This is a genomic window from Salinibaculum sp. SYNS191, from assembly GCF_037338445.1.
Classification (GTDB): Archaea; Halobacteriota; Halobacteria; order Halobacteriales; family Haloarculaceae; genus Salinibaculum; species Salinibaculum marinum.
The window spans coordinates 784658-798951 of the sequence record NZ_CP147838.1 but is presented as its reverse complement, the minus strand read 5'-3'; the positions used below and the strand labels follow the sequence as shown (position 1 = coordinate 798951).

Here is a 14294-nt window from a genome sequence, read left to right as displayed (position 1 = left end):
TTGGTTGGGTACGTAAATAGAACGGTTCTCTGTAGGTCTATTTACCGGCCACTTCTTCGAGTTTGCTGAGGTTCTCGTCGCGCTGTTCGGTGCTGGAGGGAACGTAGCCGATGTCCTGGACGTTGTCCGTCTCGGCGCGTTCGAGGTAGAACTTGACGAACTCGTAGACCGCGTCGCGCTGGAGTGCGGACTCGGAGACGTAGAGGTACAGCGGTCGGGCCATCGGGTAGGAGCCGTCCTTCGCGTTGGGGAGGCTGGGAGCCGTACAGCCCTGGCCGCCGTCGACTTCCAGCGCCGTCACGAGGTCGGAGTTGGACTTGTAGTAGGCGAAGCCGAAGTAGCCCATCGCGTGTGGGTTGTCGCGGATACCCTGGACGATCTGCTCGTCCTCCTCGGTGGGCTGGTGTCGCGTCGTGTGGCGGTAGTCCTCGCCGATGATGTTCTCGTTGAACCAGTCGAAGGTCCCCGAGGTGCTGGCGGGGCCAAAGAGGGTGAACTCCTCGTCGGGCCACTCGGAGCGCACGTCGGACCACTTCGTCGCGCCGTCCTCGCGCCATATCTGGGACATCTCGTCGGGCGTGACGCAGTCGACCCAGTCGGCGTCGTTGTTGACAGCCATCGTCACCGCGTCACCGGCGATCTGGAACTCGACCGGTTCGACGTCGTTGGAGCCGCACTGCTCCGTCTCGCTGTCCTTGATGGGGCGGGACGCGCCGTTGATGTCCGACTCGCCCGGACAGAAGTGGTTCGCGAAGCCGCCACCGGTCCCCGTCGAGTCGACGGTGACGTTCACGTCGTTGTTCTCCATGAACGCCTCGGCGAAGGCGTCGGAGATGGGGAACACCGTGCTGGATCCCTTGACGATGACCTGGCCGGAGAGGCCGTCGCCGCCGGAGGAGCCACCGCCGCCGTCGCCCCCGTCGCCACCGTCGCCTGTCTCCTGGGTACAGCCAGCCAGAGCCAGCGCACCCGCCGCACCTGCGCTCGTCAGGAACGCCCGTCTCGATACACTCCGCGCGTACTCCTGTGACATCAATTGAAGTTGGTAGAGGGGTTAATAAACATTCTACTATTAATTCTATAGCTGTCTCCCTAATCTATATAGATATACCCCTGTGAACTGTTCGTACACCACTCGGACATAGTTGAAATCTATGCTCTCAGAGCGTATTAAAGAGTCTAAAGAAGATTTTTGGCACGTTATCGGTCGGTGCGAAAATCCTGGGAGGCACTGCTTTCTGAATAGTGCTGAAACGGCGTAGACTCCGATTTTCACGCGCTTCAGCGGTGTTTTCGCACGTGCTATGTTCTTGCTCAAACGAGTATATAGAATTAGGTTCTTTTATTACAGAGCAGCATCGAGAGTTGGATGTATGGAGACGCGCAAGGTCCAGGTGACCGGCGGTTCGACGTACACCGTCTCGCTCCCGAAGGGGTGGGCGACGGACAACGACGTCAGTGCAGGGAGCATCGTCGAGTTCCACTCGGAAGAAGACCTCCTCCTGCTCTCGCCCAAGCGCGAACAGGAGCGCGTCGAGGGCAGTCTCGACATCACGGGGCTGGACACCGAACACGAACTGACGCGCGCGGTGATGACCATGTACGTCAGCGGGTTCGACGTCATCCGGCTGGAGACCAGCCGCATCACGGCGACGCAGCGACGGGTCATCCGCGAGGCCACGCAGGGTCTCGTCGGACTGGAGGTCATCGAGGAGACGTCCGACCGCGTGGTGTTGCAGGACCTGCTCGACTCCTCGGAGCTTTCGGTCCACAACGCCATCACGCGCATGCGCCTGGTGAGCCTCACGATGCTCGAAGACGCCATCGAGGCGCTCATCACCGACGACGACGAACTCGCCCACGACGTCAAGGAGCGCGACGACGACGTCGACCGCCTCTGGTACATGGTGTCGCGGGTGTTCCGCACCGTCCTCCGGAACCCGACCGCCGCGAACGAAATCGGCTTCCCGCGGGACACGGTCTTCGACTTCCAGTCCAGCGCCCGCCAGCTGGAGCGCATCGGCGACCACGCGACCAAAATCGCCGACCTCGCCCTGGAGGTCGACGAACTCCCCGACAGCGCCGCCGACCCGCTCCGCGAACTCCTCACGGAGGCCACCCAGGTCCCCGAGACCGCGATGGACGCACTGCTCACCGACGACCCCGACGAGGCGACCGACCTCGCCAACGACGCCCGCGCCCGCATCCAGGACGTCGAATCCCTCGTGCGCGACGTCGACAAGGAGGTCCGCGAGTTCGACCCGCAGTACGCGCAGGTACTCGGCCTCGTCGTCGACTCGCTGTCACGGACCGCCGACTACGGCGGCAACATCGCCGAGAGCGCCCTCCAGAAAGCCGCGCCCCGTCCCTGACTACTCCTCGCGGTCGGCCGGGTCCGTCCCCGCTTTGCCCGACTCCTCGTAGTACCGTTCGATAGCCTTCGCCGCACCGCGTGCCGTCTTCCGGTAGACCCGGTCACCGTCCGGCGTCCGCACGGCGTAGCTGTACGTCGCGCTGTCGGGCTCGTACCACTTCTCGCGGTGCGCCCGCAGGACCTGCGGCAGCGCCGCCGTGGCCGTCTCTGCGTCGTCGGTCCCGCCGTCGACCGCCGGGTGCTCGCCGTCCGCCGCGCCGTCGTCCGGGACCGCTGCCTCGTCGGTCGCCGGTTCGACGAGCAGGCCGTTATCCGGGACGTCCGTGAGACACGGCATTCCGCGAGTCACGTCGTCGCGTTCGCTGGCAGCCTGCGCCTCACGCATCAGCGCGGCCTGCGTGTCGACGAGGGACTCGTCGTCGTCGGGCCGGCGCTGCGTGTAACTCCCGTCGCTCTCCATCTCCCAGACGCGGCGGTTGTCCGCCTGCATCACGTCGAGGACGTGCCGGAGTTGCTCCCGGATGGCGGGGTCCTCGACGGGGGTGACGGCCTCGACGCGACTGTCGAGGTTCCGGGTCATCCAGTCCGCGGAGCCGATGTAGTACTCGGGGTCGCCCGCGTTCTCGAAGTAGTAGATGCGGGAGTGTTCGAGGAAGCGGCCGACGACGCTGTAGACGTCGACGGTCTCGCTGATGCCCGCCAGGCCGGGCCGCAGGCGACAGATGTCGCGCACGAACAGGTCGATGTCCACGCCCGCCTGCGAGGCTTTGTAGAGTTCGCGGACGATGTCGGGGTCCTCCAGTCCGTTCACTTTCGCCACGATGCGCGCGGACCGGCCCGCGCGGGCGTGAGCGGCCTCCCGGCGGATGAAGTGGGTGAACTGCTCGCGCATCGTCACCGGCGCGATGAGCAACTTCCGGAACTCCTCGTCCAGCGCCGGCCCGGTGAAGAAATTGAACACCTTCAGCAGGTCCCGGCCGATGTCCGGGTCGCTGGTCAGCAGGCCGAGGTCGACGTAGCCCTTCGCCGTCTCGGAGTGGTAGTTCCCGGTGCCGACGTGGGAGTAGGTCCGCACGCTGTCGCCCTCCTCGCGGACGACCAGCGCCGTCTTGGTGTGCGTTTTCAGTCCGACCGTGCCGTAGGCGACGTGGATGCCGTGTTCCTCCAGAGTGCGGACCCACTCCAGGTTGTTCTGCTCGTCGAAGCGGGCCTTGAGTTCGACCATCACCGCCACCTGCTTGCCGTTCTCCGCCGCGTCGATGAGCGCCTGGATGACCTGCGAGTCGCTGGCAGTGCGGTAGATGGCCGCCTTGATGGCGAGCACGTCCGGGTCCGAGGCCGCTTCGTCGAGAAAGCGCTGGACGGTGTCCGTAAAGGAGTGGTAGGGGTGGTGCAGGAGGATGTCGCCGCGGTCTATTTCCTCGAAGACGCTGTCGTCGTCGCTCTCGCCCGCGAGGCTGGCGGCGTCGTAGCGCTGGCCACGGGCCAGACGGGGGTGCTGGACCGGCGTCCACGGGTCCGGTTTCAGTTCCGGCCTGTCGAGGTCGGTCAGTTGCTCGAAGTCCCGGAAATCCAGCGGCGCGCGCAGGTCGAACACCTCCCGCTCGGCCAGGTCCAGTTGCGCGACCAGCGTCTCGCGGACCTGCTCGGGAGCGTCCGCTTCGAGTTCCATCCGCACCACCGTCCCGAAGCGGCGCTGTTCGAGCACCTCCTCTATCATGTCGATGAGGTCCTCCGCGACCTCCTGGTTGCGCCGGACCTCGGCGTTGCGCGTCAACCGGAACAGGGCGGCGTCGACCACCTCGACGCTCGGAAAGAGCAGGTCGAGGTTCGCGCGCACGACGTCCTCGATGAGGACGTACCGCTGGTCGTCGTCACCGAGGGGCACCAGCCGCGGCCGGTTCGGCGGAATCTTCACCCGGGTGAACGTCGCCTCCTCCTCGGCGTGGTGCCGCGTCAGCACCGCCAGCGAGAGGCTCCGGTTCGAGATGAACGGGAACGGGTGCGCCGGGTCGAAAGAAAGCGGCGTCAGGGTCGGCAGGACGGACTCCTCGAAGTACGTCCGCATGTTCGCGCGCTCGCTCGCGGTCAGGTTCTCGTAGTCCAGTATCTCGACGCCCGCCTCCGCGAGCGCCGGCCGGACGGTCTCGTGGTAGCACGCGGCCTGCTGTTCGAGCATCGGTGCGGCCTTCTCCAGTACCGCCTCCCACTGCTCGCGGGGCGTGCGGCCGTCGACGGTGCGCTCGGTGACGCCCGCCTCTATCTGCTGTTTCAGCCCACCGACACGCTTCATGAAGAACTCGTCCATGTTCCGTGTGAAGATGGCGAGAAATCGCACCCGCTCCAGAAGCGGCGTCCGGTCGTCCAGCGCCTCGTGGAGCACCCGCTGCTGGAAGGCGAGTTCGCTCAGCTCCCGGTTCAGGTACAGCGAGGGGTCCGACAGGTCGTCGCGTCCGTCCATCTTACTCCGTGACGGGTTCGGCGGGCCGCGGCGAGACGATGCTGTCGTCGCTGCGCGACCGGTAGGTCTCCGGTGGTTCGACCGTGACGAACTCCCCGGCGCGCCAGTCGTAGGCGGTCAGTTCGCCGCCGTAGACGCACCCGGTGTCGAGTCCGACGGCGTAGGGCGTCTCGAAGGCCTCTGCGAGGACCGTGTGCCCGAAGAAGACCTGCGGGCGCTCGCTCCGGCGCTCGAACCAGTACGGCCGTTCGTAGCCGCCCCCGGTCAGCGAGCGCGTGTTCAGGACGTCCTCGGGGGCGTGCTCGGAGAGGGGTTCCCGGTGGTCGATGCCGCCGTGGACGACGAGGACGTCCTCCCACGAAATCGCGAGCGGGAGCGTCTCGATGTACGACAGGTCCTCGGCGTCGAGCGCGGGGTCGGACTTCGACCCGTCGAGGAGGCCCTGCTCGTTGTTGCCCCGGACGGTCAGGACGTTCTCGCGCTCGCGGACGAGCGCCAGCGCGCCCTTGCTGTCGGGTCCCTTCCGGACCACGTCGCCGACGCAGACCACGAGGTCGTCCGGCCCGACGTCGAGTCTGTCGAGCAGTCGCTCGAAGGTCCGGCGACAGCCGTGGACGTCGCCGACGACGTAGATGTCCGCCCACGCGTCGGCGTCGATGCGGCGGTGCTCGCTGGCGACCTGGTCCGAGAACGTCCCTGGCGACTCTGCACGTGCCTGTCCGCGTCGTGTCATCTGACGGTTCCTACTGGCACTACGCTGTATACCGTTTATATTACTGGTGGGGTCCGGAGGGTACCGGTCAATACCGCTATATAGCTGCGATGTGGGAACGAGTCACGTTGGGGTCACACTTAGCGACGCTTAAGAGAACTCCTCCACCACCGTTGGATGGCGTGCTCGTTGCAGTCGTCCAGCCCGTCCGCACGACCAACCAGCCTGTGTCAAGCACGTCCTGACGGCAGACCCGTCAGCCCGCCAGCCCGTCTCTCTCTTTCCGTCTCCGTCCGCCTTTTCCGTGTCTCACCACCCGCCTGCTCCTCACTCCGCCAGTTCGAGCGTCATCCGCACCAGTTCCTCGGTCCCGCCTTCCGGTACGTCGAGTCGCGGCTCCATCAACTCGAACCCGACGGACTCGTAGAACGGGACCAGCCCCTGGCGACACAGCAGCGAGAGGCCGACGACCGACTGGAGGTCCGGGTGGTCGACCACCGCGTCCAGCAGCGTCTCGCCGAGTCCTTCCCCGCGGCGGTCGGCGGCGACGATGACGTCGTAGACCGTCGCGTAGTACGTGTAGTCGGTCAGCACCCGCGCCGCGGCGACGAGGTCACCGTCCGTCTCGACGCCGACGGCCACCTCTGTCTCCGCGAGCGCGGTGCGGACGTCCTCGACAGAGCGGTCGGCCCACCACTCGTAGTCGCGGTAGAGCGCCGTCAGTCGCGCCGCGTCCGCCGGTGTCAGGTCACGGACCTCGGTCATCGTCGGAGGCGGACGCGCCAGCGCAAAACTGTTTTCGGTGGTGTGGCAACGACCCGCACTGGCGGACCTGTCGGTCATCGGCGGTCGAGAGCGACAGTAGAACCGGGAGGGGGGGGGGGCCGTCTACTCCTCGACGAGGACGGCGTTAATCTGGCCGTCCTGGCCGGGGCGGGAGGTGACGCGGGCGCGACCCTCGCTCGTCTCGATGATAGCGCCCTTCGTGATGATGTTCCGGCGGACGTAGTTGGGGTTGGAGTCGTTCTCGGTGACGTCCTCGATGTCGGCGGCGACGACTTCGCCGTCGATTGCGACGCTCGCGGTGTCCTGTGCGATGGTGCGTACCTTCTCGGTGTTCCCGCGGGCGTCGACGGTCTTGAACTTCGCGTCACCGACCTGGGTCTCGGTGAACTCCGAGCCCAGCTGGTGTTTCTTCTTCTTGTTGGCCGGGCGTCGGCGGCCACCGGTGCGCTTGCGAGGGGACGGTCCCTGGTACTTCATACCCGTGGAATGTATCAGCGGCCACTTGAACCTCTCGAAAGCCGCGGCGGTGTGACGACAGATTTAGAACCCTCCCGGCCGCCCGCTTCCACGATGAGCCTCCGCCGCGCCGTCGCCGCTCCATTCCGCCAGCGCGGCGTCGACCGCCTCACAGAGAGCGAGTTCGTCGTCGCGCTGTCGCTGGACCGCGACTGGTTCTCGCCCGACCAGGCCCAGCGGCTCGTCGACGTCGCCACCGGCGAGGGCCTGCTCGACCGCGAGGACGACGACATCGTCGCCACCTTCGACACCGGCGGCGTCGACGTCCCCGACGGCTTCGTCCCCGACGAGTCCGTCCTCCAGCAGCGCAGCACCTTCGAGCGGGTCCTCGACGCGCTCGTCGACGCCGGCGTCCAGAAGCAGGAGGCGGTCGCAGAGATAAATCGACTCCAGGCGGACCTGGGGCTCGCAATCGAGGCTGCGGCGGTGCTGTACGCCCGCCGGCAGGGCCTCGACGTGACCGACCTCGCCGCGACTGCCCGGGAGGACCTCTGATGGTCGAGGACGTCGTCGACGACCCGACCCGAATCGCCCAGTTGCTCGCCTCGGAACTGACCGGCCTGGAGACGGGTCACCTCGCCGCCGTCTCGGTGACCGATGCCGACCGCTCGGCGGCGCCGTCCCCGGACGGAACGCGAGCCTACGGCGTCGTGTACGACGGCGAGCAGATTGGCGATGTGGGTCTGTTCCCGGACGCGGCCGTGCTCGAACTGACGCCGGAGGGGCCGGACGAGACGGTCCGGTACGAAATCGAGACCGGTGCCGGCGTCAAGGGCGCGGTCGACTGGCTGCGCGACGCGCTCGCCGACCGCCAGCCCTGACGGTCAGGGGAGCCGCGTCTGGTGACAGAGGAACTGCTGGAGTTGCGTCGTCAGGTCGTCGCGGTCGACGTAGGCGTCCGCCTCGGGGGCGCGCTCGAAGCGGTCGCCCATCACCTGCACGGCGACCATCCCGGCTTCTTTCGCGCCCCGGATGTCCGCCTCCGGGTGGTCCCCGACGAACACCGTCGCTCCGGGCGCGACACCGAGTTCGGACAGGACCGCCTCGAACGTGCGCGGGTCGGGCTTGCCGGCCGGCAGCGACCCCGTGATGACCACGCTGTCGAAGTACTCCTCCCAGCCAAGTCGGGCGAGTTTCCCCTGCTGAGCGCGCACGGGGCCGTCTGTGAGCAGGCCCAGGCGGAACCGGCGGCGGAGGTCGAGCAGGAGGTCGGCAGCCCCCTCGACCGGCACCAGCGCCTCCTCGACGGCACGGCGGTACGCGCTGGCGACGGTGTCCGGGTCGCCCTCGTCGACCAGCGCGTCGAAAATCGGGGCGCGCGTCTCGCTTGCGAGGTCGGCTCCGTGTGCGTCGAGGTACTCCGCGCGGTCGATGGCGCGAACGCCGGCGGCGTCGGTCGCCTCGTCGAGGAGTGTCTGTCGGTCCCGGTCGGGGACCGCGAGCGTGTAATCGAGGTCGAAGACGACCGCAGCCAGCGTCATTGCAGGCCGATAGGAGCGGACAGGATTTCAGTGTTGCCAGTGGGGGCGGCGGGCAGCGCCGGGCTCGCAGAACGGAACACGGCAGTTTTATTCGCCAGTCGCGCCGACCGATGGCTATGTTCTTCGACAGGCTCCGCGAGCGCATCGAGGCCGTCGACAGCGTCGTCTCGGTGGGTCTGGACCCCGACCCGGCTCGGCTCCCCGACAGCGTCGCCGACGCCGACCTCCCCCGGTGGGCGTTCAACCGGCGCATCATCGACGCCACGCACGAACACGCCGCCTGCTACAAGCCCAACGCCGCCTTCTACGAGGACGCCGACGGCTGGCGGGCGCTCCGGGAGACCATCGCCTACGCCCACGGCAAGGACGTCCCGGTCCTGCTCGACGCCAAGCGCGGCGACATCGGCAACACCGCCCGCCAGTACGCGAAGATTCTCGACGACGACGAGGGTCCCGCGGCCGACGCCATCACCCTCAACCCCTACCTCGGACGGGACTCGCTGGACCCGTTCCTCCAGCAGGCGGAGAAGGGCATCTTCGTCCTCTGTCGGACCTCGAATCCGGGCGGGGCCGACCTCCAGGACCTCGAACTGGCCTCCGGCGAACCACTCTACGAGCGCGTCGCGGCGCTCGCCGACCTCTGGAACGAGCACGGCAACGTCGGCCTCGTCGTCGGCGCGACGGCTCCGGAAGAACTCGAAGAAGTCCGCGACATCGTCCCCGACGTCCCCTTCCTCGTGCCGGGTGTCGGGGCCCAGGGTGGCGACGCGGAGGCCGCCGTCGAGTACGGCCTCGCCGAGCGCGAACCGGGAGAGACGCCGGTGGGACTGGTCAACTCCTCGCGGGGCATCATCTTCGCCGGCGAGAGCGCGACGGACCCCGACGCCTACTTCGACGCCGCGGGCGACGCCGCCAAACGCCTCAAGCGCCGGCTGAACCAGTACCGAGAATCGGGCTGAGCGGCACTTCTGGGAAGTTTCGCTGGTTTTAGGGGCAATCGTGTCATCGTGTCGAACGACCATGTCCGCCCACACCACCTCCACCGGTTCCCCGCAGTCTCTCCCCGACAGACTGCTCGGGCCGGTAACCGACCGACAGACCTACCGGAACCTCGTGTACGTCCTCCTGCGGTTCCCGCTCGGCGTCGCGTACTTCACCGTCTTCCTCACCGGCCTGACCGTCGGCCTCGCGCTGACGCCGCTTCTGGTCGGTATTCCGCTGCTCGTCGGCGTTCTCGCCGGCGCGACGTTCGCCGCCGCCTTCGAGGCCCACCTGGCCCGGGAACTGCTCGGCGTCGACGTGAGCTACGAACCGCTGACGCCCGCCGGCGACTCCCTCGTCCCGTACGCGAAGGAACTCGTCACCGACGTCCGGACGTACCTGCTCGTCGCGTACTTCTTCGCCACGTTCGGCATCGGCCTTGCCACCTTCGTCGCCGTCGTGACGCTGGTGGTACTGGCCGCCGTCCTCGCCGTCGCGCCCCTGACCTACTGGCTGCCCTTCACCGAGTACAGACTGTTCGTCGTCGATGGCGTCGGCCGTGTGGCAATCGACACGCTCCCCGAGGCACTGGTCGCGAGCGCCGTCGGTATCGCCCTGTTCGTCGTCGCGTTGCACGCCTTCAACGTGCTCGCCCGGGTCCTCGGGGCGGTCACGAAGACAGTGCTGTCCTGAGCTAGTCACTCTCTACCGTGGGTATATCGGGTGCTTTCGCGCCGCCGTCAGGATAAGCCGCGTATAACAAACCAGCTCTCTGCCCCGCTTCTCCTATGGGACGCCAACTCGTTGCGCTCGTCGTGGTCGGTCTCTTTCTCGCCGGCCTCGTCGGCATCGGTCTCGGAGCCTCGCCCGGAGGGCCAGTCGAACAGGTCGACGGCGGCAACGCCAGCACGGCGACGATATCGGTCTCCGGCGACGGCACCGTGACGGCGGAACCCGACCAGGCAGTGGTCGCACTCGCGGTGACGGCGACCGGCACACAGCCGAGTGCGGCGACGGAAACCCTCGCCAACGAGACTGCCGGCCTCCGGGACGCGCTCCGGGCGACGCCGCCGGTCAGCTCCGTCACGACGACCGGCTATCAACTGTTCGAGCGCGAGGAGAACCGGACGCGGTCGTACGTCGCACGGCAGTCCTTCGAACTCGTGGTCGACGACCCCGATGTGGTCGGCCGCGTGGTCGACATCGCCGTCGCGGCAGGTGCAACCTCGGTCGATGGCGCCTCCTTCACGCTCTCCGAGGACCGCCGACGGGAACTCCGCGAGACCGCGCTCGACCGTGCCGTCGAGGACGCGCGGGCCGAGGCGACGACACTCGCCGCGAGTTCGAACCTGGTGCTCGGGCCGGTCCGCTCCCTCTCGACGGGCGGCGACGGGGTCGGTCCCGTCGCCGAGACGGCACTGCGGGGCGGCACGGTCATCGACCAGGGACCGGTGACGGTCCGTGCCACTGTCCAGGTGACCTACGCCGCCGAGCCGGGCCCGACGGTCGAGCCGACCCCGACCGCGGGGCCGGCAAACGGGACTGTCGGCACCGAGCAACCCGCGACGGCGACCGCAGCGACCGACGTGCCAGCGACCGAGGACGGCTAGAACCGGTAGGTGTCGACGCCGTCCGGCATGTCCTCGCTGCCGGGGATACGCTGTCGGTCCTCGCCGTCGGTGAGGGCCGCGGCACACTCGATGCACAGCCCCAGGTCGTCGTCGAAGTGCCGGCCGCAGACGAGTTTGCTACACCTGTCGCAGGCGTGCTCGACGTCCGCCCGGTTGCAGACTTCACACGGACTGGAGACGCTCATGCGAGCCGCTAGCACGCCCACGGTTGTGAACCCTCCGCCGCGGGACAGGCGAGAGGCTTACAGGGGTCCCGCCCCAACGGAGTAGCGTGCACGAGAACCGACTTGTGACAGGGCTCGCGGGAGCCTTCGCCCTCATGACGGCGGTCCTCGCAGTCGGTGCCATCTTCGCCCCGCCGCTTCTCATCCCTGCCCTGCTCTTTGCCGCCGTGACGTACTTCATCTACTACCAGGCGAGCGGTCGCCTGCTGAACCGCGTCTACCGCAGCGTCGAACAGCAGGCCGCCACGGGCAGCGACCCCGGACGGGGCGGCTTCGGTGCCGGACCGCGCGAGGAGTGGACGCCGCCGCGGGAGGAGCAACGCCGCCGGGCACGCCAGCGGGTCCGCGGCCGGCGCCAGCGCGTCCGTCAGGAGGCCCGCCAGCGCCGGGGCCGCAGCGGGCAGCCCCGTCAGTCCGGCCCGACGCCGCGCGAGGCGTCGCAGGTGCTCGGCGTGTCCCCCGACGCCGACGAAGGGACCGTCAAACGCGCCTATCGCGAGCGCATCAAGGAGGTCCATCCGGACGCCGACGGCGGCGACGAGGAGGCGTTCAAGCGGGTCCAGGCGGCCTACGAGGTCCTGACCGACTGACCGGAAACGGCAAACCGTTCGCCCCCGACCAACGCCCATGGACGTACCTTCGCCGCCAGCGGACGCCCCGCCGCTGGTCGTCGACATCGACGGAACGCTGACCGACGAGAGCCGCGCGGTCGACCCGCGCGTGTTCCCCGTGCTCCACGAGTGGCCCGCTCCCGTCGTCGTCGCCACTGGGAAGTCGATGCCGTACCCGGTCGCGCTGTGTGACTTCGTCGGCATCGAGACGGTCGTCATCGCCGAGAACGGCGGCGTCGTCCTCGTCGGCCGGGACACGCTGCGCATCGAGGGGGACCGCGCGGCGGCCGACGCGGTGGCCGCGGCGTACCGCGAGGCGGGCTACGACCTCGGCTGGGGCGAGGCCGACCTGGTGAACCGCTGGCGCGAGACCGAAGTGGCGGTCAGCCTGGACTCGCCGCTGGAACCGCTGGCCGACATCGCCGCCGAGCACGGCCTGGAGGTCGTCGACACCGGGTTCGCCTACCACGTCAAGTCGCCGGCCATCACCAAGGGGACCGGGCTGGAAGCGGTCGCCGAGGAACTGGACCTCGCTCCGGCGGACTTCGCCGCCGTCGGCGACTCGGAGAACGACGCCGCGACGTTCGAACGCGCTGGCCTCTCGATTGCCGTCGCCAACGCCGACGAGACGGCCCTCGCCGCGGCCGAGTACGTCACCGACGCGCGCTACGCCGACGGGTTCCTGGAGGCCGTCGAACGGATTGGCACGGCCCGGTGATACCAACGGCTGGCTGCCGATTGCTGTGAGATACATTCACACTCTATCCCGAACAGTTGCGTCTGTCGCGCTCGATACTGTTCCGGTGTCTGCACGCCTGAAACGCACGAATCCCGGGGAAGGCTTATGTTCTGGGGGCGGCAAACCACGCCCATGCGCCCCGACCGGGCCGTCCTCGACCGCGCTATCGAGCGCGGCGAACAGGAGGGCGGCAGCGTCGAGTTCAAAGAGCGACTCACGAAAGACCTGCACCTCGCTGACGGGCGTCTCGAAAGTCTGGCCGCCCAGCTGCGCCACCGGGTTCTCTCCGGCGACGGCGAGGCGACCTACGTGGTCGGCGTCACCGACGACGGCGGCATCGCCGGCATCGAGCCCGACGCCTTCTCCGAGTCGATGGACGTCCTCTCGCTGCTGGCCGAGGAGGCCGGCGCGCACATCGACGAGGTCCAGACCTGGGGGGTCGATGCGGACGGCACCGCAGACACCGACAGCGACGGGTCCGCCGGGGGCCTCGTCGGCGTCGCCACGATAACCGAAGGGACCGTGATGGACGACGACGAGCACATCGTCGTCGGCACCGCCGGCCACGTCGACCACGGCAAGTCGACGCTGGTGGGTTCGCTGGTCACCGGCCAGGCCGACGACGGCGAGGGCGGCACGCGCGGGTTCCTGGACGTCCAGCCCCACGAAATCGAGCGGGGGCTCTCGGCGGACCTCTCCTACGGCGTCTACGGCTTCGACGAGGACGGCCCGGTGCGGATGGACAACCCCCACCGGAAGGACGACCGCGCCCGCGTCGTCGAGGAGGCCGACCGTCTGGTCTCCTTCGTCGACACCGTAGGCCACGAGCCGTGGCTGCGAACCACGATTCGCGGCCTCGTCGGGCAGAAACTCGACTACGGCCTCCTCACCGTCGCCGCCGACGACGGGCCGACGAAGACCACCCGCGAGCACCTCGGCATCCTGCTGGCGACGGAACTGCCGACCATCGTCGCCATCACGAAGGCCGACGTCGTGGACGACGAGCGCATCCACGAGGTCGAACGCGAGGTCGAACGCCTGCTCCGGGACGTCGACAGGACGCCGCTGCGTGTCGACCGCCACGGCGTCGACGCGGCCATCGAGGAGATAGACGAGACGGTCGTCCCGGTGGTCACGACCAGCGCCGTGACGACGCGCGGGCTGGACGACCTGGACGAACTGTTCGAGCGCCTGCCCAAGACCGGCGACGGGGCCGACCGCGCGCAGTTCCGGATGTACGTCGACCGCACGTACAAGGTGACCGGCGTCGGGGCCGTCGCCTCGGGCACCATCCAGTCCGGCAGCGTCGAGGCGGGCGACGAACTACTACTCGGGCCGATGCAGGACGGCTCCTTCCGCGAGGTCGAGGTCCGCTCTATCGAGATGCACTACCACCGCGTCGACGAGGCACGGGCCGGCCGCATCGTCGGCATCGCGCTGAAGGGCGTCCGCGAGACGGAAATCGAGCGCGGGATGGTCCTGGTCCCCCGCGAGGCCGACCCCGACCCGGTCCGGGAGTTCGAGGCGGAGGTCATGGTCCTGAACCACCCGACCCGCATCGGGGACGGGTACGAACCGGTCGTCCACCTCGAAACCATCAGCGAGGCCGGCGTGTTCTCGCCCGAAGGCGGGCAACTCCTGCCCGGCGACACGGGCCGCGCCCGCGTCCGCTTCAAGTTCCGCCCGTACCTGGTCGAGGAGGGCCAGCGGTTCGTCTTCCGCGAGGGCCGCTCGAAGGGTGTCGGGACCGTCCGCGACGTCACTGGCGTGGAGTGAGG

The 14294-nt window shown here is 68.3% G+C and carries 16 protein-coding genes; 9 read left to right on the top strand and 7 right to left on the bottom strand.

What is annotated here, in order from left to right:
- Nucleotides 1–37: 37 nt before the first annotated feature.
- The gene (locus WDJ57_RS04335; protein ID WP_338904242.1) at nt 38–1033 is read right to left on the bottom strand and encodes a PstS family phosphate ABC transporter substrate-binding protein; all 996 of its coding nucleotides are present in this window, start codon (nt 1031–1033) and stop codon (nt 38–40) included.
- 340 nt (nt 1034–1373) lie between these two features.
- Here WDJ57_RS04335 and WDJ57_RS04330 point away from each other — a divergent pair, with 340 nt between their 5' ends.
- The gene (locus WDJ57_RS04330) at nt 1374–2372 is read left to right on the top strand and encodes a PhoU domain-containing protein (RefSeq protein WP_338904241.1); all 999 of its coding nucleotides are present in this window, start codon (nt 1374–1376) and stop codon (nt 2370–2372) included.
- Here WDJ57_RS04330 and ppk1 read toward each other — a convergent pair whose 3' ends face one another.
- From ppk1 to WDJ57_RS04310, 4 genes are all read right to left on the bottom strand, one after another.
- Nucleotides 2373–4835, bottom strand: a complete 2463-nt coding sequence (ppk1, locus tag WDJ57_RS04325; RefSeq protein ID WP_338904240.1) for a polyphosphate kinase 1 — start codon at nt 4833–4835, stop codon at nt 2373–2375.
- A 1-nt stretch (nt 4836) separates the two neighbouring features.
- Nucleotides 4837–5568, bottom strand: coding sequence for a metallophosphoesterase family protein (locus WDJ57_RS04320; RefSeq protein WP_338904239.1), 732 nt, complete (start codon nt 5566–5568; stop codon nt 4837–4839).
- Nucleotides 5569–5874: 306 nt separating this feature from the next.
- Nucleotides 5875–6312 (bottom strand): GNAT family N-acetyltransferase, encoded by a 438-nt coding sequence (locus tag WDJ57_RS04315; protein ID WP_338904237.1) that lies wholly within the window; start codon nt 6310–6312, stop codon nt 5875–5877.
- A gap of 123 nt (nt 6313–6435) precedes the next feature.
- Nucleotides 6436–6810, bottom strand: a complete 375-nt coding sequence (locus WDJ57_RS04310) for a 30S ribosomal protein S8e (RefSeq protein ID WP_338904235.1) — start codon at nt 6808–6810, stop codon at nt 6436–6438.
- A 93-nt stretch (nt 6811–6903) separates the two neighbouring features.
- On the opposite strand from WDJ57_RS04310, the gene WDJ57_RS04305 reads away from it, so the two are divergent.
- Together WDJ57_RS04305 and WDJ57_RS04300 are read left to right on the top strand one after the other, a co-directional pair.
- Nucleotides 6904–7344 carry a DUF2240 family protein gene (locus WDJ57_RS04305; RefSeq protein ID WP_338904233.1) on the top strand — a complete coding sequence of 147 codons (441 nt, stop codon included), beginning with the start codon at nt 6904–6906 and terminating at the stop codon, nt 7342–7344.
- Entirely contained in the window at nt 7344–7670 is a 327-nt protein-coding gene (locus WDJ57_RS04300; protein ID WP_338904232.1) for a hypothetical protein, read from the top strand. The genes WDJ57_RS04305 and WDJ57_RS04300 overlap by 1 nt, the downstream gene beginning before the upstream one ends.
- A gap of 3 nt (nt 7671–7673) precedes the next feature.
- Here WDJ57_RS04300 and WDJ57_RS04295 read toward each other — a convergent pair whose 3' ends face one another.
- Nucleotides 7674–8330, bottom strand: coding sequence for an HAD family hydrolase (locus WDJ57_RS04295; RefSeq protein WP_338904231.1), 657 nt, complete (start codon nt 8328–8330; stop codon nt 7674–7676).
- Nucleotides 8331–8440: 110 nt separating this feature from the next.
- On the opposite strand from WDJ57_RS04295, the gene pyrF reads away from it, so the two are divergent.
- The 3 genes from pyrF (at nt 8441) to WDJ57_RS04280 (ending at nt 10921) form a co-directional block, all read left to right on the top strand.
- Complete coding sequence (gene pyrF, locus WDJ57_RS04290; protein WP_380630201.1) at nt 8441–9289, top strand: orotidine-5'-phosphate decarboxylase; 849 nt, start codon at nt 8441–8443, stop codon at nt 9287–9289.
- Nucleotides 9290–9350: 61 nt separating this feature from the next.
- The gene (locus WDJ57_RS04285) at nt 9351–10004 is read left to right on the top strand and encodes a sensor domain-containing protein (RefSeq protein ID WP_338904229.1); all 654 of its coding nucleotides are present in this window, start codon (nt 9351–9353) and stop codon (nt 10002–10004) included.
- A gap of 95 nt (nt 10005–10099) precedes the next feature.
- Nucleotides 10100–10921: an SIMPL domain-containing protein gene (locus WDJ57_RS04280; RefSeq protein WP_338904228.1), complete on the top strand. Its 822-nt coding sequence runs from the start codon at nt 10100–10102 to the stop codon at nt 10919–10921.
- Here WDJ57_RS04280 and WDJ57_RS04275 read toward each other — a convergent pair.
- Nucleotides 10918–11127, bottom strand: a complete 210-nt coding sequence (locus tag WDJ57_RS04275; RefSeq protein WP_338904226.1) for a hypothetical protein — start codon at nt 11125–11127, stop codon at nt 10918–10920. The two genes, WDJ57_RS04280 and WDJ57_RS04275, sit on opposite strands and share 4 nt — an antisense overlap.
- Before the next feature lie 86 nt (nt 11128–11213).
- Here WDJ57_RS04275 and WDJ57_RS04270 point away from each other — a divergent pair, with 86 nt between their 5' ends.
- The 3 genes from WDJ57_RS04270 (at nt 11214) to WDJ57_RS04260 (ending at nt 14292) form a co-directional block, all read left to right on the top strand.
- On the top strand, nt 11214–11756 hold the full coding sequence (locus WDJ57_RS04270) for a J domain-containing protein (RefSeq protein WP_338904224.1): 543 nt from the start codon (nt 11214–11216) through the stop codon (nt 11754–11756).
- Nucleotides 11757–11793: 37 nt separating this feature from the next.
- The gene (locus WDJ57_RS04265; protein ID WP_338904222.1) at nt 11794–12495 is read left to right on the top strand and encodes a phosphoglycolate phosphatase; all 702 of its coding nucleotides are present in this window, start codon (nt 11794–11796) and stop codon (nt 12493–12495) included.
- Between the two features lie 153 nt (nt 12496–12648).
- Nucleotides 12649–14292, top strand: a complete 1644-nt coding sequence (locus tag WDJ57_RS04260) for a GTPBP1 family GTP-binding protein (protein WP_338904220.1) — start codon at nt 12649–12651, stop codon at nt 14290–14292.
- The last annotated feature ends 2 nt before the right edge of the window (nt 14293–14294 follow it).